16 protein-coding genes are annotated in these 19,493 nt (G+C 71.5%); 5 read left to right on the top strand and 11 right to left on the bottom strand.

Going from position 1 to position 19,493, the window contains the following annotated elements; translation table 11 throughout:
• Window positions 1-7: 7 nt before the first annotated feature.
• Window positions 8-1,057, bottom strand: coding sequence for a LacI family DNA-binding transcriptional regulator (locus AW270_RS09530; protein ID WP_061292926.1), 1,050 nt, complete (start codon window positions 1,055-1,057; stop codon window positions 8-10).
• Between the two features lie 18 nt (window positions 1,058-1,075).
• Complete coding sequence (locus AW270_RS09525; RefSeq protein WP_061292924.1) at window positions 1,076-2,794, bottom strand: IlvD/Edd family dehydratase; 1,719 nt, start codon at window positions 2,792-2,794, stop codon at window positions 1,076-1,078.
• 110 nt (window positions 2,795-2,904) lie between these two features.
• Here AW270_RS09525 and AW270_RS09520 point away from each other — a divergent pair, with 110 nt between their 5' ends.
• Window positions 2,905-4,098, top strand: coding sequence for an RNA-guided endonuclease InsQ/TnpB family protein (locus AW270_RS09520; RefSeq protein ID WP_082801462.1), 1,194 nt, complete (start codon window positions 2,905-2,907; stop codon window positions 4,096-4,098).
• Between the two features lie 38 nt (window positions 4,099-4,136).
• Here AW270_RS09520 and AW270_RS09515 read toward each other — a convergent pair whose 3' ends face one another.
• The 3 genes from AW270_RS09515 to AW270_RS09505 form a co-directional block, all read right to left on the bottom strand.
• Window positions 4,137-4,883 carry an SDR family NAD(P)-dependent oxidoreductase gene (locus tag AW270_RS09515; protein WP_061292922.1) on the bottom strand — a complete coding sequence of 249 codons (747 nt, stop codon included), beginning with the start codon at window positions 4,881-4,883 and terminating at the stop codon, window positions 4,137-4,139.
• Window positions 4,880-5,974: a zinc-binding dehydrogenase gene (locus AW270_RS09510; RefSeq protein ID WP_061292921.1), complete on the bottom strand. Its 1,095-nt coding sequence runs from the start codon at window positions 5,972-5,974 to the stop codon at window positions 4,880-4,882. The genes AW270_RS09515 and AW270_RS09510 overlap by 4 nt, the downstream gene beginning before the upstream one ends.
• Before the next feature lie 195 nt (window positions 5,975-6,169).
• On the bottom strand, window positions 6,170-7,111 hold the full coding sequence (locus AW270_RS09505) for an NADP-dependent oxidoreductase (protein ID WP_061292919.1): 942 nt from the start codon (window positions 7,109-7,111) through the stop codon (window positions 6,170-6,172).
• Between the two features lie 49 nt (window positions 7,112-7,160).
• On the opposite strand from AW270_RS09505, the gene AW270_RS09500 reads away from it, so the two are divergent.
• Window positions 7,161-7,781 carry a TetR/AcrR family transcriptional regulator gene (locus tag AW270_RS09500; protein WP_061292917.1) on the top strand — a complete coding sequence of 207 codons (621 nt, stop codon included), beginning with the start codon at window positions 7,161-7,163 and terminating at the stop codon, window positions 7,779-7,781.
• Between the two features lie 8 nt (window positions 7,782-7,789).
• On the opposite strand, the gene AW270_RS09495 is transcribed toward AW270_RS09500, so the two are convergent.
• The 4 genes from AW270_RS09495 to AW270_RS09480 are packed head-to-tail and all read right to left on the bottom strand — an operon-like array spanning window position 7,790 to window position 11,177.
• Window positions 7,790-8,413: a response regulator gene (locus AW270_RS09495; protein WP_061292915.1), complete on the bottom strand. Its 624-nt coding sequence runs from the start codon at window positions 8,411-8,413 to the stop codon at window positions 7,790-7,792.
• Complete coding sequence (locus AW270_RS09490) at window positions 8,410-9,534, bottom strand: sensor histidine kinase (RefSeq protein WP_061292913.1); 1,125 nt, start codon at window positions 9,532-9,534, stop codon at window positions 8,410-8,412. Before AW270_RS09490 ends, AW270_RS09495 begins: the two co-directional genes overlap by 4 nt.
• A 3-nt stretch (window positions 9,535-9,537) precedes the next feature.
• Entirely contained in the window at window positions 9,538-10,275 is a 738-nt protein-coding gene (locus AW270_RS09485; protein ID WP_061292911.1) for an ABC transporter permease, read from the bottom strand.
• Window positions 10,272-11,177, bottom strand: coding sequence for an ABC transporter ATP-binding protein (locus tag AW270_RS09480; protein ID WP_061292909.1), 906 nt, complete (start codon window positions 11,175-11,177; stop codon window positions 10,272-10,274). Before AW270_RS09480 ends, AW270_RS09485 begins: the two co-directional genes overlap by 4 nt.
• 145 nt (window positions 11,178-11,322) lie before the next feature.
• On the opposite strand from AW270_RS09480, the gene AW270_RS09475 reads away from it, so the two are divergent.
• The 3 genes from AW270_RS09475 to AW270_RS09465 all read left to right on the top strand — a co-directional run bounded on the left by AW270_RS09475 (window position 11,323) and on the right by AW270_RS09465 (window position 17,234).
• Window positions 11,323-13,569, top strand: coding sequence for a catalase (locus AW270_RS09475; RefSeq protein ID WP_061292906.1), 2,247 nt, complete (start codon window positions 11,323-11,325; stop codon window positions 13,567-13,569).
• Window positions 13,570-13,602: 33 nt separating this feature from the next.
• On the top strand, window positions 13,603-14,160 hold the full coding sequence (locus AW270_RS09470) for a YdeI/OmpD-associated family protein (protein ID WP_061292904.1): 558 nt from the start codon (window positions 13,603-13,605) through the stop codon (window positions 14,158-14,160).
• A gap of 314 nt (window positions 14,161-14,474) precedes the next feature.
• Window positions 14,475-17,234 (top strand): M14 family zinc carboxypeptidase, encoded by a 2,760-nt coding sequence (locus AW270_RS09465; RefSeq protein WP_218009139.1) that lies wholly within the window; start codon window positions 14,475-14,477, stop codon window positions 17,232-17,234.
• A gap of 65 nt (window positions 17,235-17,299) precedes the next feature.
• Here AW270_RS09465 and AW270_RS09460 read toward each other — a convergent pair whose 3' ends face one another.
• A complete protein-coding gene (locus AW270_RS09460; RefSeq protein WP_061292899.1) occupies window positions 17,300-18,517 on the bottom strand; it encodes a serine hydrolase domain-containing protein in 1,218 nt (405 codons plus the stop codon).
• Between the two features lie 149 nt (window positions 18,518-18,666).
• A complete protein-coding gene (locus AW270_RS09455) occupies window positions 18,667-19,407 on the bottom strand; it encodes a GbsR/MarR family transcriptional regulator (RefSeq protein ID WP_061292897.1) in 741 nt (246 codons plus the stop codon).
• Between the last annotated feature and the right edge of the window lie 86 nt (window positions 19,408-19,493).

Raw genomic sequence — 19,493 nt, 5'->3', positions numbered from 1 at the left:
ATCTGCCTCAACGACACGAGTGAGTGCTGGAGCGGACCACCAGCTTGGTCGACAGCTCGACCCGGCCCTCGGTCATCTCGGTGCCGTCCTGGTGACCGAGCAGTGAGCGGACCGCCAGCGCGGCCATCTTCGCGATGGGCTGGCGGACCGTGGTCAGCGGCGGGGCCATCCACTGCGCCATCGGCACGTCGTCGAACCCGACGACGCTGACGTCGGTCGGCACCCGCAGGCCCCGCTCCTGGATGGCGGCGTAGACGCCGAGGGCCTGCTCGTCGTTGCCGGCGAAGATCGCCGTGGGCGGGTCGGCCCGGTCGAGCAGGATCCCCGCCTTCTCGAAGCCCGCCCCGTAGTGGAAGTCGCCGTGGTGGACCAGGTCGTCGTCGAGCGTGATCCCGGCCCGCTCGACCGCCGCGCGGTAGCCGGCCAGCCGCGCCTGGCTGCACAGCAGCCGCATCGGGCCGGTGATCATGCCGATGCGGCGGTGGCCGAGCTCCAGCAGGTGCTGCGCGGCGACCATGCCGCCGCCCCAGTTGCCCGCCCCGATCGACGGGATCGAGCCGTCGGCGTCGCCCACGGGGTCGACCAGGACGGCCGGGAGGGCGAGCTTGGCGATGTGGGAGCGGTCGGCCGGGTTCAGCTCCGACAGCGCGAGGATGACGCCGCCCGGCGCCCGGTCGGCGATGTCCTCCAGCCACTGCTGCCCGTGGCCCGGCCCGCTGTCGAGCACCGACACCACGACGCCGACGCGGGCCGACCGCGCCTCCTGCTCGGCCCCGCGGATCACCTCGGCCGCCCACGGCGAGTTCACGTCGCTCACCACCAGCTCCAGCAGCCCGCCCCGCCGGGGGGCGACCCTGGGCAGCGGGAGATGCAGCGGGCGCTTGGTGCGCTTGGTGGGGACGTATCCGCGGGTGGCCAGCAGGGCCTCGATCTGCGACCGGGTGGCGGGCGCCACGTCCGAACGGCCGTTGAGCACTTTCGAGACCGTCGCCCGCGACACCCCCGCCTCGGCGGCGATGTCGGCGACGGTCACGCGAGAATCTAACGAGTCGGACACCAACCGATCGTACCGAGGTCAGTGCGAATCGCGCGGCACGTCGCTCCCGCGACCACCGGTGAGGAAGTCGAAGTCGGCGCCGCCGTCGGCCCCCAGCACATGTTGCCGGTAGAGCCATCGGTAGCCGGAGACGTCGTCGTGGTCCTCCGGCGTCCATTCCCGCTTTCGCAGGGCGAGCTCCTCGTCCGGCACGAGCAGGGTCAGGCTCCGGTTCGGCACGTCGAGTTCGACGCGGTCACCGGTCCGCACCAGCGCCAGCGGTCCGCCGACGGCCGCCTCCGGGGAGACGTGCAGGACGACCGTGCCGAAGCCGGTGCCGCTCATCCGGCCGTCGCTGATCCGCACCATGTCGGTCACGCCGGCGCGCAGCAGCTTGGCGGGCAGCGGCACGTTGGCCACCTCGGGCATGCCCGGGTAGCCCTTCGGCCCGGCCCCCCGGATGATCAGGATGTCGTCGGCGGTCACGTCGAGGTCGTCGTCGTCGCAGACCGCGTGGTAGGCCTCCGGCGAGTCGAAGACCAGGGCCCGGCCGACGTGGGTCATCAGCGCGGGCGTGGCCGCCGACTGCTTGATCACCGCTCCGTGGGGGGCGAGGTTGCCGCGCAGGATCGCGGTGCCGGTTCCGGCGGGCTGGAGCGGCTCGGTCATCGGGCGGATGACCTCGGTGTTCCAGTTGACCGCGGTGGCGACGTTCTCCCCCATGGTCCGGCCGGTGGAGGTGAGCGCCTCGGCGTTCAGCAGACCGGCCTCGTCGAGCTGGCGCAGGACGACCGGCAGGCCGCCCGCGTAGCAGAAGTCCTCCATCAGGAACCGGCCCGAGGGCATCAGGTCGACGATGGTCGGGACGTCGCGGGCCAGCGCGTCGAAGTCGTCGAGCAGCAGGTCGACGCCGAGCCGGCCGGCCAGCGCGGTCAGGTGGACGATCGCGTTGGTGGAGCCGCCGATCGCCGCGTTGGCGCGGATCGCGTTCTCGAACGCCGCCCGCGTCATGATCTGGCTCGGCTTGAGGTCCTCCTCGACCATCGTCACGATGCGCCTGCCCGCCTCCTGGGCGACCTCGTAGCGGCGGGAGTCGACGGCGGGCCAGGAGGCCGAACCGGGCAGCTGCATGCCGAGCGCCTCGGCCAGGCACGCCATCGTCGAGGCGGTGCCCATCGTCATGCAGTGGCCGTTCGAACGGGCCATGCAGCCCTCGGCGACGTAGCCGTCCTCGACGCTCATGCGCCCGGCCTTGATCTCGGCCTCGAACTTCCACACGTGGGTGCCCGAGCCGACGTCCTGCCCCCGGAACTTGCCGTTGAGCATCGGCCCGCCGGTCACCATGATCGCGGGCAGGTCGACGCTGGCCGCGCCCATGAGCAGGCCCGGCGTCGTCTTGTCACAGCCCGACAGCAGCACGACACCGTCGAGCGGGTTGGCCCGGATCAGCTCCTCGGCCTGCATGGCGAGCATGTTGCGGTAGAGCATCGCGGTCGGCCGCAGCAGTGTCTCACCGGTCGCCATCACCGGGAACACCAGCGGGAACCCCCCGGCCATCCAGACGCCGCGCTTGACCGCGTCGGCCACCCGGTCGAGGTGGGCGTTGCACGGCGCGAGCTCCGACCAGGTGCTGGCGATGCCGATGACCGGCCGCCCGTCGAAGACCTCCGCCCCGAACCCCTGGTTGCGCATCCAGGAGCGGTAGAGCATGCCCGAGCGCCCCTCGGCCCCGAACCAGTGCTGACTGCGCCTCTTCACCTGATCCCCCCGGTGTGGACGCCCCGTCCTTCAAATGGGGGAAGAAACGCGGAACGGTGCGGCACTTTGGGCTCCCTGTACTGTCGGCCGGCGTCGGTAAACTTTTCAGCATGTCCCGCTACCGGCTTGCCCCGACGCCGGTCCAAGAGGTGGCATTGGCGGAGCATTGCAGGCATGCGCGATATGTCTGGAATCTGGCGGTTGAACAGCACTCGTGTTGGCGGCCGGGTGGGAGATCCGCGCCGGGATTCGCCGAACACTGTCGCCAGCTGACCGAAGCGCGAGCCGAATTCGCATGGTTGCGCGCGGGTTCCATCGTCGTCCAACAGCAAGCACTCAAGGACTTCGCCCAAGCGATGGCGAATTTCTTCGGAAAAACGCACCGCAAGCCGACGTGGCGCAAACGCGGGCAGAGTGACGGTTTCCGCATTGTCGCGGTCAAGACGGGCGACGTCCGCCGCCTCTCCCGCAACATCGGAGAGGTCCGCGTTCCCAAGGTCGGTTGGGTCCGCTTCCGCTGGTCGCGTGCCGTACCCGAGGGTGTGAGATCGTTCCGGGTCAGCCGCGACACGGCGGGGCGCTGGTTCGTGGCCTTCGCGGCGATCCCTGAACCCATCGCCGCGCCTGGGACCGGTCAAGTCGTCGGAGTGGATCGCGGCGTGGCCGTCAGTGCGGCGCTCTCCAGCGGCGAGATGACCAGCGCGCCGACCTTGCGCGACTCGGAGAAAGCCCGCCTGCTGGGGCTGGTCCGCAAGCTGGCCCGCGCAGAGAAGGGCTCGCATCGGCACCGCAAGGTCAAAGCCGCAATCGGGAAGCTGAAGGCCCGCGAAATCGACCGGCGCAAGGACTGGATCGAGAAGACTTCCACGGATCTGGCTCGCCGTTTCGACATCATCGGCGTCGAAGATTTGAACGTCTCCACCATGACCCGGTCGGCCAAAGGGACGATCGAAGCGCCCGGGAAGAACGTGCGCCAGAAGGCCGGGCTCAACCGGTCGATTCTCGCGGCCGGCTGGGGCCGGCTCGTCACCCGTTTGGAGCAGAAGGCCCCGGGCCGGGTCGTCAAAGTCAATCCGCGTTTCACGTCGCAGACCTGTAACACCTGCGGTTATCGCGCACCGGGAAACCGCGAGAGCCAAGCGGTATTCCGGTGCGCAGCTTGCGGGCATCAGGCGAACGCTGACGTCAACGCGGCCAGGAACGTCCGTGACATCGCCGCGGGGCTCGCGGTGAATGCGCGCCGAGGCGACCCGGTTGCGGGGCCGGAGAAGCGCGAACCTCAACTTGTCCTCCTTTCCGGGTGAGATGAGTTGGATCCCCCTCCTTCAGGAGAGGGAGGAGGTCAAATCATCCATCCGGCGTCGACTATCCAGTTCTGTCCGGTGCACATCGCGCTGTCGTCGGCGGCCAGCCACAGCACCATCCGGGCCACGTCGGACGGCGCGAGGTTGTCGGGGAGACACTGCACCTCGGCCAGTTTCTCCCGGACCTCGGGGGTGACCCAATGGGTGAGCTGGCGCTCGGTGAAGACCCAGCCGGGTATGACGCAGTTGACCCGGATGTGGTCGGGCCCGAGCTCGCGGGCCATCATCCTGGTCAGGCCCTCGATGGCGGACTTGGAGGAGACGTAGGCGGGCAGCCCGAGGAGGCCGACGTGGGGGCTGACCGAGCCGAGGTTGACGACCGAGCCGCCGCCGAGGGAGCGCATCCCGGCGAGCACGGCCTGGGTGGCGAAGAACTGGTGGCGCAGGTTGACCGCGATCCCCTGGTCCCACTCGGCGGGTTCGAGCGTCTCGATCCCGGTGCGGGTGTCGTTGGCGGCGTTGTTGACCAGGACGGAGATCGGGCCGAGGGCCTGTTCGACCATGACGATCGCGCCGCGCAGGGCGTCGATGTCGGTGACGTCGGCGTGGATGTAGAGGGCCCGGTCCTGGAGCTTCTGCGCGCCCTCGTCGTCGATGTCGACGAAGGCGACCTTCGCGCCCTGGGCGGCGAGCTGGGCGACGAACTCCGCGCCCAGGCCGGTCGCCCCGCCGGTGACGAGGGCGACCCGGTCGCGCAGGCTCGGGTAGGTGGCGTATTCGGTCACGGCACGATCACCCCTCGGCCGACGGCGCCCCCGGTCAGGTCGGCGAACGCCTCGTTGATCTGGTCGAGCCGGTAGCGCCTGCCGATCAGCAGGTCGAGCGGGAGGCGTCCGGCCAGGTAGAGGTGGAAGAGCTTGGGCAGGTCGATGAGGGGGTTGGCGGAGCCGTAGAGGCTGCCGACCACCCGCTTCTCGCGCTGGACGAGCAGGTTGACGGGGACGTTGAAGGTCTGGCCGACCTTGCCCAGGCCGACCGCGACGAGGGTGCCGCCGGGGCGGAGCACCTCGAACGCCGACTCCAGCGTGCTCGGCCGGCCGATGGCCTCGATCGCCCATTCGGCGCCGCCGGGGCGGATCTCCTGGACGGCCGCCACGACGTCCACCTGGGAGGCGTCGACGGTGTGGGTCGCGCCGAGGCGCTCGGCCGTCTCCAGGCGTTCGGCGACGACGTCCACGACGATGATCGGGTTCGCGCCCGCCAGCACCGCGCCCTGGACGGCCGACAGGCCGACGCCGCCCGCGCCGAAGATGACGACGGCGTCACCGGCGCACTCGCCGATGGCGTTGAGGACCGCGCCGACGCCGGTGATGACCGCGCAGCCCGCGATGGCGGCGATCTCCGGCGGCACCCCGTCGGGGACCGGCACGACGGCGCGCTCCGACACCACGGCGTATTCGGCGAAACACGAGACGCCGAGCAGGTGGTGGACCTTCCGGCCGTCGGCGCTGAGCCGGGTGGTGCCGTCGAGCAGCCCGCCGGAGCCGACCATGATCCCGGCGGCCTCGCACAGGGCGGGCCGCCCGACCAGGCAGTTGCGGCACTGGCCGCACCTCGGCCGCCACATCAGGCAGACGCGGTCGCCCGCCTTGTGGCGGGTCACTCCCGGGCCGACGGCCTCGACGACTCCGGTGCCCTCGTGGCCGGGGACGACCGGGAGGGGGCAGGTGAGGTCGCCCGCCAGGTAGTGCTGGTCGCTGTGGCAGACCCCGGCCGCCTCGATCCTGACCAGCACCTCTTCGGGGCCCGGTGGGGCGAGGTCGAGGTCGCGCACCACGAGCGGCGCCCCGACCCGTTCCAGCAGCGCAGCTCTCATCTGACCCCGTCCCTCCATGTGCCGAACTCGATCGCAGTAAACGTAGATGTAACCGAACGAACCGGTCAATAGTTTCGAAACTTTCGAGATCGCGGCCCGTGATCCCGCGTGGATAGCCAGGTAGGAGCCGTCTGGACCGGCGCGAAACTTTCTCGTCCACTGCTTGACATTCGGTGGATCGCAGCGGGATGGCGATCAGGCACGGTGCAGCAGCACGATCTTCCCCCGGGCATGGCGGGTCTCGCTGAGCTCGTGCGCCCTGGCGGCCTCGCCGATCGGGAACGCCGCAGCGACGGGCACCCGCAGCCGCCCCTCCCCGGCGAGTTCGACGGCGACCGCCAGGCCGTGCCAGGCCAGCGGGTCGGCCGCGCCCGTCTCCGACTCGGGCGCGCCGTGGGACAGGTGCACCCCGTGGTCACGCGCCGTGACGTCGGCGATCGTCACCACGCGCGCCGGGTCGCCCGCGACGGCGACCAGGTCGGGGAGCGCGCCTCCGGCGCAGTCGACCACGGCGTCCACCCCGCCGGGGGCCATTGCGCGGACCCGGTCCACCAGTCCGGGGCCGTAGGTGGTCGGCTCGGCTCCGAGGGAGCGCAGGAAGTCGTGGTTGTGCTCGCTGGCCGTGCCGATGACCCTCGCGCCCCGGGCCGCCGCGAACTGGACGGCGACCGACCCCGTCCCGCCGGCCGCGCCCTGGATCAGCACGGTCTGCCCCGCGCGGACGGCGAGCCGGTCGAGGACCCGGGCGGACGTCTCGGCCGCGCCCGCCGCGCCGCCCGCCTCGGCCCAGCTCCAGGCCGCCGGTCTGGCCGCCCACGCGACCAGGACCGCGAAGTCGGCGTTGGCGCCGCGCCGGGCCGGGTGGACCGCCCCGAACACCGCGTCGCCGACGTCCACCCCGGTGACGCCCGCGCCGATCTCGTCGACCACCCCGGCCGCGTCGAACCCGGTCCGGAACGGGAAGGCGACCGGCAGGACGTCGCGCATCCGGCCGGAGCGGACCGCGATCTCCCCGGGCGACACCCCCGAGGCCCGCACGGCGACGCGGATCTCCCCCGGTCCGGCGTGGGGTTCGGGGACCTCGGCGACGTGGACGACACCGGCGGGGCCGTACTCCGTGAACTGCACTGCTCTCATGCCGGCGAACGTAACGGAACACCCCGTCCGTTTGACTAAAGTGAGAGCGATGACGGCACAAGTGGGAACGAGGCTCCGCTCCGACGCCCGTGACAACCGGGAGCGCATCCTCGCGGTCGCCCGTCTCGCCTTCGCCACCGAGGGGCTCGACGTGCCGATCCGGGAGATCGCGCGGCGGTCCGGGGTCGGGGCCGCGACCGTCTACCGCCACTTCGAGACCAAGGAAGCGCTGCTGGCCGAGGCGTTCGCCGAGCAGATGACGGCGTGCTCGGCGGTGGTGGAGGAGGGGCTGGCGGCGGCCGATCCGTGGCTCGGGTTCCGGCTGGTGGTCGAGCGGCTGATGGAGATGCACGCCCTCGACCGGGGCTTCGCCCGCGTGTTCACCTCGCAGGTCTCCCAGAGCGTCTTCGCCGCCGACCGCGACCGCACGCTGCGGATGCTGCTCGACCTGGTCCGGCGGGCCAAGGAGGCGGGCCCGCTGCGGCGCGACTTCGTGCTGGAGGACCTCGTCCTGGCGCTGATGGCCAATGACGGCATCCGCGCCGAGTCGCCCGAGATCCGGGCCGCCGCGTCCCGGCGGTTCGCGGCGCTGATGATCCAGTCGTTCATGGCCGACCCCGTCCCGGCGCCGCTGCCGCCGGCCGTCCGGCTGCCGCTCACCCGGGGCTGACGCCGGCGTCAGCGCGGGACGAGGAGCCCCCGGTTGAAGGCCTCGGCGACGGCGGCGGCGCGGTCGTTGACGCCGAGTTTGGCGTAGACGTTCAGCAGGTGGCTCTTGACGGTGGCCTCGGTGATGAAGAGCCGGGCCGCCGCCTCCCGGTTGGTGTTCCCGGCGGCGATCAGTTCGAGGACCTCGATCTCGCGGGGGCTGAGCGGCGGCGGCGGGGTGCGCACCCGGGTCAGCAGCCGCGCCGCGACCGACGGCGACAGCACGCTCTCGCCCCGGGCGGCGGCCCGCGCGCCGCGCAGCAGTTCCTCGCGCGGGGAGTCCTTGAGCAGGTAGCCGGTCGCGCCGGCCTCGATCGCCGGGAGCACGTGGGAGTCGGTGTCGTAGGTGGTCAGCACCAGGACCTTCGAGGTCACGCCCGCCTTGGCGAGCTCGGTGATCGCGGTCAGGCCGTCGGTGCCGGGCATGCGCAGGTCGAGCAGGATCACGTCGGGCCGCAGCTCGGCGGCGAGCCGCACCGCCTCCGCGCCGTCGCAGGCCTCCCCCACGACTTCGAAGCCGGGCGCGGCGGCGAACATGGCGGACAGGCCGTCGCGGACGACGGGGTGGTCGTCGGCGATCAGCAGCCGGATCATTCGGGCCTCCAGGGGACGCAGGCGGAGATCCCCGTCCCACCGCCGATCTCGGACTCCACGCGCAGGCTGCCCGCCAGCCCTTCCACGCGCTGGCGCATGATGGCCAGTCCGAACCCGCCGCCCGGCCGGGAAAGATCGAAACCCTTTCCATCATCCCGTACGTCCAGAGCCACCTCCCCCTCCAGGTACGACAGCGTGACCCCCACCCGCGTCGCCCCGGCGTGTCTGGCCACGTTGGCCAGCGCCTCCTGGGCGGTGCGCAGCAGCGCGAACTCGGTGTCGGGGGCCAGCGGCAGGACCGTGCCGGTGGTGGTCACCCGGACCGGGATGCCCTGCAGGGCCGACCAGCGCGCGGAGACGTCCGCCAGGGCCTCGCTCAGCCGGGCGGTCTCCAGGGCCGCCGGCCGCAGGGCGTCGACCGAGCGGCGGGCCTCGTTGAGGCTCTCCCTGGCCAGGCCCTTGACCGCCTCGAACGGCCGCCGCCAGGGGTCCGGCACCTCGTGGAGCTGCTCGGCGGCCTGGAGCTGGGTGATGATCCCGGTCAGCCCCTGGGCGAGGGTGTCGTGGATCTCCCGGGCCATCCGCTGGCGTTCGTCGAGCGCGCCGGCCTCGCGGGCCTGGACGAGGAGCTGGGCGTGCAGCCCGGCGTTCTCCTCCAGGGCGGCCTCCAGCCGGGCCACGGCCTCGATCCGCTGCTCGCGCTCCAGGTCGGCGAGGTGCAGCACCCAGGCGGTCGTGCCCATCATGACGACGTTGACCGCGACGATGACCACCGGCAGCAGCAGGCCCGGCGCGGGCGACGCCTGCGCCAGCCCCGACACCACCGCCGTCAGGCCGACCCCGGCCAGGCGCCACGGCCAGCGCAGCATGGTGAAGGCGTAGATGTAGGGAACCGGGGTGAACAGCCCGAACAGCGGGTTCCGCACCACCATGACGGCGGCGATCACCAGCAGCCCGGCGAAGAAGAACGGCCTCTCACGCCAGCGGTAGAGCAGGAGCATCCACGCCGCCGCCACCCCGCACAGGGCGAGGTCGGCCGCCGGATATCCGGCGGCCGCCACGAACCCGGCGAGCGCCGCGATCAGCGTGAACGGCACCACGGCGATCAGCAGAAACGGCACGTCCTACTCCCAGCGGAACCAGCGGACGGCGACGACCGCGCAGATCGCCGCGTAGGCCACCAGGATGGCCAGCGGCTGCCAGGAGGGAAAGCCGCCCAGGTAGGAGTCCTGGAATGCGGCCATCCCGGCCCCGAGCGGGGTGTAGGCGCTGACGTTCTGCAAGATCGGCGGCATCTGCGCGATCGGCACCCACAGGCCGGCGAAGAACATCATCGGGAAGAACAGCAGCGTGCCGATCGCGGTGGCCGCCGCCCGCGACGGCACCAGCGCGGTGACCAGCAGCCCGATCGACAGCAGCGCGGCGGTGGCCAGCAGCCAGGCCACCGCGAACCCGAGCGGGTGGCGCGGCGGTTCGACCCCGAACCCGAGCCCGGCCACCAGGAGGAACAGCGCCATCGCGACCAGCGCGATCACGAAGTTGGCGACGAGCTGGGCGGCCAGCACCCTGACCGGCCCGACGGGGGTGGTCCGCATCCGGCGCAGCACGCCGTTCTCCCGGTATCCGGCGAGCGTGGAGGGCAGCGCGGTCATCGCCAGGATGGCGACGTTGAACAGGATGAGCACCGGCACGTAGACGTCGAAGACCGTAAGGTCGGCGGTGATCGGTTCCCGTAACGACGGGATGCCGCCCAGGATGACCAGCACGACCAGCGGGCAGGCGACCCCCCAGACGAGCGCGGCCCGGTCCCGGACGCAGAGCTTCCCCTCGACGGCGATGAGCCGCCACGTCGCGCTGTTCATTCCGCGTCCTTCCGTCCGGTCAGTTCCACGAATGCGTCCTCAAGGCCGGCCTGCTCGACCCGGAGCCGTTCGGCCACGATCTGGTGGCGCGCCAGCACGGCCATGACCGCGTTCAGCGCGCCGTCGCCGCCGGTCACGACGACGAACTCGCCCCGGCCGCCGACGCCCGACACCTCGGGCAGGTCGGCGAGGAGCCCGGTGTCGAACTCCCGGGAGGGCCGGAACCGGATGCGCTGTTCCGCCTGGGCCCGCTCGGCCAGCCCGGCGGGGGTGTCCACGACGACGACCCGCCCCCGGTCGATCAGGGCGATGCGGTCGCAGAGCCGTTCGGCCTCCTCCATGAAGTGGGTGACCAGCACGATCGTCACCCCACGCGCCCGCACCCCCTCGATCAGCTCCCAGGTGTCGCGGCGCGCCTGCGGGTCGAGCCCGGTGGTGAGCTCGTCGAGGATCGCGACGTCGGGGCTGCCGACCAGGGCCAGCGCGATCGACAGGCGCTGCTTCTGGCCGCCCGACAGGTCGGCGTACCGGGCCTTCTCGGAGAGCCCGAGGTCGTGGAGCAGGCCGCGCCAGTCGGCCGGGCGGGGATAGAAGGAGCTGTAGAGCTCCAGCGCCTCGCCGACCCGCAGCCGTCCCGGGAGCATCCCGGCCTGGAGCTGGACGCCCAGCCGCCGGGTCAGCTCGGCGCGGTCGGCCAGCGGGTCGAGCCCGAGGACCGAGATCGTGCCCCGGTCGGGTGCGCGGAGGCCTTCGACGCACTCCACGGTCGTCGTCTTCCCGGCACCGTTGCGGCCCAGGATGCCGAAGATCTCTCCCTTGTCGACCGTGAACGACACGTCGTCCACGGCCACCTTGTCGTCATAGCGCTTGTGGAGGTGGGTTACCTCGATCACGGGTGGCATGGCTCAAGAGTGCTCTCACCAGGCCCTTCTCCGGCACCGCCCAACGGTCGGGACCTCGGACCAGCCGATCGGCTGATGGCGCGCCGGGTTCGAGCATGCTCCGGGGGGCAGGGGGACCGTCCACTCAGGTCCTAGGGGGAACTCAGTGAACAAGAAGAACCCGGTCGCTAAGGCCGTCGACAAGGTCATCGACGCGGTGGCGGAGGACACCGACGTAGCGGAGATCCCCGGTCGTCCCGGCGTCGAGCCGCCCAGCCTGGCCGAACCGGTCGAGCCGCGCGGCCCGCTGCCGCCCAAGCCCGACCAGCGCGGGCCCGACCCGTTCACGCCGACCGGGCAGCCGTCCGGGGACACCACGGAGTCGCGGGCCCAGGGCGGGTCGTTCCTGACCACCGCCACCGGGACCCGGCTGCCGGACACCGACCACTCGCTCAAGGCGGGCCCGCGCGGGCCCGTGCTGCTGCGCGACCACCACCTGCGCGAGAAGATCACCCACTTCGACCACGAGCGGATCCCCGAGCGGGTCGTGCACGCCCGGGGCGCAGCCGCCCACGGCGTCTTCCGCGCCTACGGCACCGCCGCCCAGGTCACCAAGGCCGCGTTCCTGGCCAAGGACGTCGAGACGCCCGTTTTCGTGCGGTTCTCCACCGTGCTCGGGTCGCGCGGGTCGGCCGACGCCGTCCGCGACACCCGGGGGTTCGCGACCAAGTTCTACACCTCCGAGGGGATCTTCGACCTGGTCGGGAACAACATCCCGGTCTTCTTCATCCAGGACGCGATCAAGTTCCCCGACGTCATCCACGCCGGCAAGCCGCATCCCGACCGGGAGATCCCGCAGGCGCAGAGCGCCCACGACACGTTCTGGGACTTCGTCTCGCTGCACACCGAGGCGACCCACCACACGATCTGGAACATGTCCGACCGGGGCATCCCCAGGTCGTACCGGATGATGGAGGGGTTCGGGGTCCACACGTTCCGGCTGGTCGCCGACGACGGCGGCACGGTGCTGGCGAAGTTCCACTGGAAGCCGAAGGCAGGCGTCCACTCCCTGGTGTGGGAGGAGGCGCAGATCGTCAACGGCGTCGACCCCGACTTCCACCGCCGCGACCTGGCCGACGCCATCGAGGCGGGCGCCTGTCCGGAGTGGGAGTTCGGCATCCAGGTCTTCCCCGACACGGGCGACCAGACCTTCGAGGGCATCGACCTGCTCGACCCGACGAAGATCGTGCCCGAGGAGCTCGCCCCGGTCCAGCCCATCGGCCTGATGACGCTCAACGCCAACCCGGTCAACTACTTCGCCGAGACCGAGCAGGTGGCCTTCCACGTGGGCCATCTGGTGCCGGGGATCGACGTGACCGACGACCCGCTGATGGCGGGCCGCCTGTTCTCCTACCTCGACACCCAGATCACCCGCCTGGGCGGCCCGAACTTCGACCAGCTCCCGATCAACCGCACCCACGCCCCGGTCAACGACATGCAGCGCGACGGCATGCACCAGACGGCCGTCCACGCCGGGGCCGCGCCCTACCGGCCCAACTCGCTCGACGGCGGCTGCCCGTTCCAGGCCCCCGGCGGATACGTGGAGGTCCCGTTCCCGGTCGAGGCGGGGGCGCGCGGGCGGGTGGCGCCGGCCTCCTTCGACGACCACTTCAGCCAGGCGCGGCTGTTCTGGCTAAGCATGTCGCCGGTCGAGCAGGCGCACATCATCGCCGCCTACACCTTCGAGCTGAGCAAGGTCTTCGAGCAGGCGATCAAGGAGCGGCAGCTCCAGATCCTGGCCCGGATCGACCCGTACCTGTGCGAGCAGGTCGCGCTCGGCCTCGGCCTGCCCGCCCCGGAGGGCAAGCCCGAGGCGCACGTCGAGCCGAGCCCCGCGCTGTCGCAGGTCGGGCGGGCGTGGCCGGCCGAGGGCCGGATCGTCGGCATCGTGGCCGGTCCGGATCTCGACGCGGTGCGGACCGTCCGCCAGGCGGTCCTCGACGGCGGCATGGTGCCCCTGGTGATCGCCCCGGTGGGCGGCGTCCTGCCCGGCCCCGGTGAGCCGGTGACGGTGCAGCGCACCTTCGCGGCGGCCCGGTCGGTCGAGTTCGACGCCATCGTGGTGGCAGGGTCGCCCGCGCCGGCGGCCGACGCGGTCGGCGCGCGCGACGCCAAGGCGGGCCTGGGCGGCCCGGTCGACCCCCGGATCACGCTGATGCTGAACGAGGCCTACCGGCACGGCAAGCCACTGGGCGGCTGGGGCGGCGCGGAGGAGGCCTTCGCCGCCGCGGGCGTCGCGCCCGGCTCCCCCGGTGTAGTGTCCGACGACGACCCGGCGACCGTGCTGGCCCGGGTCACCGAGCTGCTCGGCCGCCACCGCGTCTGGGACCGCTTCCCCGGCGCCCTGACCTGACCGGCGGCCCCGCCGTCTGGAGGTGTCCGGCCGATGATGCGCTTTCCCGACGCGGCGGCCTGGGAGGAATGGCTGGCGGCCAACCACGCCGGTGAGGGCGTCTGGCTGCTGATCGCCAAGAAGGGGTCGCCGCTGGTTTCGGTCACCATCGGCGAGGCGCTCGACGTGGCCCTCTGCCACGGCTGGATCGACAGCCAGCGCAAGGGCCACGACGAGCACAGCTACCTGCAGCGCTTCTCCCGGCGGCGCAAGGGCAGCCCGTGGTCACAGGTGAACGTCCGCAAGGTGGAGGCGCTCATCAAGGCGGGGCGGATGCGTCCGGCGGGGCTGGCCGAGGTCGAAATGGCCCGCGCCGACGGACGCTGGGACGCCGCCTACGTGAAGCAGAGCGAGTTCACGGTGCCCGACGACCTGGCGGCGGCGCTCGACCCGGACCTGCGGGCGGTCTTCGACGCGCTCGACCGGACGGCTCAATACCTGCTGATCCTTCCGCTGCTCAAGGCGCGCACCCCGAAATCACGGGCCGCACGGTTGGAGAAGGCACTCGGTGAACTTCGTACCGGCTCGGCCCCCTCTGCCGGGAAGACCTGAAGGATCAGCCCGGCGACCTGCTCAATCTTCCGGCGTTTGCGAAGAAGACGCCCAGTCGTTATCGGGCGTTATAAAGGGGCCGCCGGGGCGCCTGGGACGTCTGTGACCAGGTAATATGTCGCATGTCACATGACTTGACAGGCGTCAGTCGACCTTTCTACTATCTTGTCCGTTTTATTGCGTTCCATTACCGTCCGCAGTGGTTTTTGTACTCCCTCGGACGGGCTCTCTCCCGAGCGCCCCCGTCCCCTCCGCCTGGAGGCGTGATGCGGTTCCGCGCGAATATGCGCAGCAAATCCCCGTATGTCGCGGCGTTGGGTGCCGCGGTCCTGGTGGCGGCCGGCCTCACCCTGACGCCGACGGCCTCGGCCCAGTCGGCCGCGGCCGACTGCTCCACCGACCCGAGCGCCCACGTCGCGTCGGTGCCGACGCCCGAGCAGTTCTTCGGGTTCCCTCTCGGCACGGGCCAGACCCGGATCCTCACCACCGCTGAGATCCAGAACTACGTCGCCGCCGTCGCCGGCGCGTCCGACCGCGTTCGCACGGGCACCCTGGTCAAGAGCGTCCTCGGCTCCGACCTGCCCTACGCCATCGTGTCCAACTCGGCCAACGTCACCGATGCGCGGCTGAAGAAGCTCGTCGACGACATCGTGTCGCTGCGAGACCCGCGCACCCTGAGCGACGCCAAGGCCGCGAAGATCGCCGCCGAGAACCCCGCGATCGTCTGGGTGGCCGGCAACGTCCACGGCGGCGAGAAGAGCGGCGCCGACGCCTCGCTCAAGACGCTGTACGAGCTGGCCTCCGGCCTCTCCTGCGACGTCGCGAAGCGCAACGACAACCTGATCACGGTCATCCTGCCGACCCAGAACCCGGACGGCCGCGACGCCAGCCGCCGGCAGAACGAGTACGGCTTCGACCTCAACCGCGACTGGTTCGCGCGCAGCCAGCCGGAGACCGACGCCAAGGTCGCGATGCTGCGGGAGTACCCGCCGCAGGTCTTCATCGACGCGCACGAGATGGGCGGCCGGCAGTACTTCTTCCCGCCGAACGCCGACCCGATCCACCACGAGATCGCCGACCAGCCGGTCGACTGGATCAACCGCATCGGCGAGGCCAACAAGGCCGGCTTCGGCTTCAACGGCGCCTGCGGCGGCGCGGTGACGGTCGAGTGCTACTTCAACTACGCGACGTACGACCTGTTCTACATGGGCTACGGCGACACCGTCCCGGCGGCCGGCTTCGGCGCGGCGGGCATGACGTTCGAGAAGGGCTCCACCTCGGCCGTCCCGGACCGCGTGCAGCAGCAGTTCAACACCCAGTGGGCGACCACGGGCTGGGCCGCGGCCAACAAGCACGAGATCCTGAGCAGCTACTTCCAGATCTGGAAGACCGCGCTCGCCGAGGGCGCGCAGGGCAAGCTCGAGCCCAACGAGGTCGTGCAGCCCACCAACACCGTGCAGTTCCCGGTGCCCGAGCAGACGGTCCGCTCCTACTTCCTGCTGCCGGACCGGCAGATCGGCGACGTGCGCAAGCTGGTCGAGCGCCTGCGGAACATGGACGTCGAGGTCTACCGCCTGACCAAGCCGCTCACGGTGCCGAACGCCAAGATCTTCGGCGGCCGGTCGGAGACGAACAAGGTCATCCCCGAGGGCGCCTACTACATCCCGATGGAGCAGCCGCAGAAGCACTGGATCCAGGCGACGCTCGGCGAGGACCCGTACACCCCGTTCCCGTACTTCTACGACGTCTCCTCCTGGAGCAACCCGCTCCTGGCCGGTGTCGACACCGTCTACTCCGGTGACGTCGTCGCGCCCAAGGCCGACCTGGTCCGGAAGATGGAGGGCGGCGTCGCGCAGGGCGCGTCCAAGAAGGGGTCCTACTCCTACCCGCTCGACTCCTCCTCCGCGTCCGAGCTGACCTTCAAGCTGCTGAAGCAGGGCGTCGCGCTGAAGCGCGACCTCACCACCGGCGTCGTCAGCTTCTCGCCCGCCGAGGTCGGCCGCGCCGAGCTCGACGAGCTCGCCACCTCGCTCGGCGTCACCGTCTCGGCCGGGAGCTCCGCCCCCACCGGCACGGCGCTCGTCAGCCCGGACCTGGGCCTGTTCAACGGCACCGGCATCAGCACCACGTCGGGCTCCTACGGCGAGGCGCGCTACGTGCTCGGCGCCCGCTGGGGCATCGACCTCAAGCCGGTCGGCACCGCGGACATCAACAACAACACCGCCGCCTTCACCGGCCGCACCGTCCTGCTCGTGCCGGACGGCAGCAACGCCACGGGCGGTCTGACCGCCCAGGGCCAGGCCAACCTCAAGGCGTGGGTCGCAGGCGGCGGCACCTACATCGGCCTGCGCAACGAGGGCACCCGCGTGGCCCGCGCGGCCGGTCTGACCAGCACCACCGAGAAGACCAAGCCCGCCGGTTACACCGTCGTCGGCTCGCACTTCCGCGTCGACACGGCGACCTCCGACCCGGTGGGCCTGGCCCGCCCGGCCGAGGACTTCCAGTTCAACAACGGCGACCTGATCCTCACCCCGAGCACCACCGGGACCAACGTCCTGACCTACCCGGCCGACGGCACCTTCTGGTCGAACGGGTACACGGTGGGCGCGGACGCCCTCAAGGGCAGCGTGTCGCTGACCAACGAGCCGACCGGCGCCGGGCACGCGGTGCTGTTCGCCTACAACCCGCTGTTCCGCGCGTACAACGAGAACGGCATCCACCTGCTCGCCAACGCCATCCTCCAGCCGAAGGGCACCGCCACCGCCACGCAGAAGCGTGCGGCGGCGCGTTCGCTCGCCCCGGCCGAGGCCGCGGCCGAGGCGCAGCCGGAGGCGGCCAACCTCGGTGGCGAGTGGCGTCCGATCCAGATCCAGGTGGCCGACGCCGACCTCGCCCGCACCCAGGGCGTCGTCGCGAAGTACACCGGCACCGCCACGGTCGCGAAGGCGGACGGCTCGTCGTACCTGACGATCCCGAACCCGGAGGGGCTCGACATCCACGAGCACCCCTACCTGCGTGACCTGATCAACGACCTGAACGTGGCGGGCATCCCGCTCCGCTCGGTCGTCGGTTAAGCCTCACCAGCAGTACGGAAAGCCCGGCCGGTGCCACCCGGCCGGGCTTTCTGGTTTCACGCCTGTCAGTCGATCGCCTGGTAGACGGTCGTCCAGAAGTCGTGGATGAGCCGCGCCGGGTCGGGCACCGACATCCCGACCTGGGTGAGCAGGACGCCGGTGAGCCCGTTGACCGGGTCGGCGTAGGCGGAGGCTCCGCTGCCGCCGTCCCAGCCGAACTGGCCGACGGGCGCGTAGTCGCCCCGGTAGGTCCGCACCGCCATGCCCAGGCCCCAGCCGCCGTGCTGCCCCTGGCCGAAGGACAGGTGGACGTTCTCGGTCGCCATCGCGTTGCGGGCGGCGCTCTGCGCGGGCGTGAGCCGGTCGGTGGTCATCAGCTCGACGGCGGGCCGGGACAGGATCCGCTCACCCTCGTGGACGCCGCCGTTCAGCAGCATCCGGAAGTAGGCGTGGTAGTCGCCGGCGGTGGAGACCAGCCCGCCGCCACCGCCCTCGAACGCCGGAGGGCTGCTCCACCGGCCGCCGTCGGCGGCGTCCCACACGTGGAACTCGCCGCTCGCCGGGTCGGGCGCGTAGAGGTCCGGCAGCCGGCCGGCCTTCTCGGCCGGCACGTGGAAGCCGGTGTCCTCCATCCCGAGCGGCCCGAAGACGCGCTCCCGGAGGAAGTCGCCGAACGACCGGCCGGTGACCCGGGAGACCAGCACGCCGAGCAGGTCGCTGCCGATGTGGTACTGCCAGCGCTCGCCGGGCTGGTGCATCAGCGGCAGCTCGCCCAGGCGGCGCATCCACTCGTCGGGGCCGGGCATCGGCGTCGGCCCGTCGGGCGTGAGCCCCTGCCCGAAGACCGCGTCCATGATCGGCGCGCCCAGCGCGGTCATGTCCATGCCGAGCCCGAACGTGCAGGTCAGCACGTCGCGCACGGTGATCGGCCGCCGGGCCGGCACGGTGTCGTCGAGCGGCGCGTCGAGCCGCGTCAGCACCCGCCGGTCGGCCAGCTCGGGCAGCCACGGCAGCACCACGTCGTCGAGCCGCAGCCGGCACTCGTCGAGCAGCACCATCGCCGCCGCCATCGTCACGGGCTTGGAGGTGGACGCCATGCGGAAGATCGTGTCCCGGCGCATCGGCGCGCCGCCGCCGTGGTTCATCGTGCCGAGCGCCTCGACGTGGGTCTCACCGTCCCGGCCGACCAGGGCCACCACGCCGGGGATGCGCCCGGAGTCGACATGGCGCGCCAGCACGTCGCGCATCCGGCGCAGACCCTGGCCGGAGAAGCCTCTGCTCATCGTGAGCCCCTTTGCGTCTTATCGTTCACGAATCTGCGAACGGTCGCAAAGCTACATTGCGTTCACGAATCCGTCAACGCCAAAAGTGCTGCAAGAGCGGACTTTTGCAACAACTACGAAGGTGAACGCAATAGCTTCATTGCAATGAGCTACTGGTGAACGTCATCCGGCCGGCGGGCGTCCCGGGCGGCCTGGCCGCGCTTCCACTCCTCGATCGCCCGCCGGTGGGACTCGCCCACCAGGACGAGCAGTTCGGCGGAGGACTCGAAGCGGGCCCCGGCCGGGGTCCCGGGGCCGAGGATCGCCGCGCCGCGCCGCGAGGCGGCCGTGATGGTGTCGTTCATCTCCAGCGCCGCGAGGAGGGAGCGGAGCCAGAACTCGTCGTCGATGACGTAGCGCTCGCGGCGCTCGCCCGGCGGGCGTTCCCGCGTCAGCATCCCCTGCTGTTCGAGGAAGGTGACGGCGTGGGAGACCGACGCGGGGCTGATCCGCAGCCGCCGCACCAGCTCGGCGGCGGTGAGGGCGCCGGAGTCGGTCATGTGCAGGCAGGTCAGCACCCGGGCCATCATCCGGGGCAGCCCCTGCCGGGTCAGCAGATCGTTGAAGAAGCCGGTGAACTCCTCGACCGCCTGCGGATCACGCCCGTAGCGGTCCTCGGAGGCCGGCGGCGCGGCGGGCCGCTCGGCCTTCCGCCGTCGCGCCCGCTCCCGGGTCGCCTCGGCCGCCCGGTCGGCCCGGTAGCCCTCGGGCCCGCCGTTGCGCGTCACCTCACGCATGACCGTCGAGGCGGGCCGGCCGAGCCGCTTGCCGATCTCGGTGTAGCCGAGCCCCGCGGCCAGGCCCTCGGCGATGGTCTGCCGTTCCTGGCCGGTCAGTCTGCCTCCGGGCATCGGCGCTCGACTCCTGTCTGGGCTCATTGCACGAGGAGCCATGATTGTCCATTGCACGTCGCGCCGCACGCCTCCGGCCGGAACAC

This window comes from Herbidospora cretacea (assembly GCF_001570605.1).
Taxonomy (GTDB): domain Bacteria; phylum Actinomycetota; class Actinomycetes; order Streptosporangiales; family Streptosporangiaceae; genus Herbidospora; species Herbidospora cretacea.
This window is presented reverse-complemented; position numbering and strand designations above follow the sequence as displayed.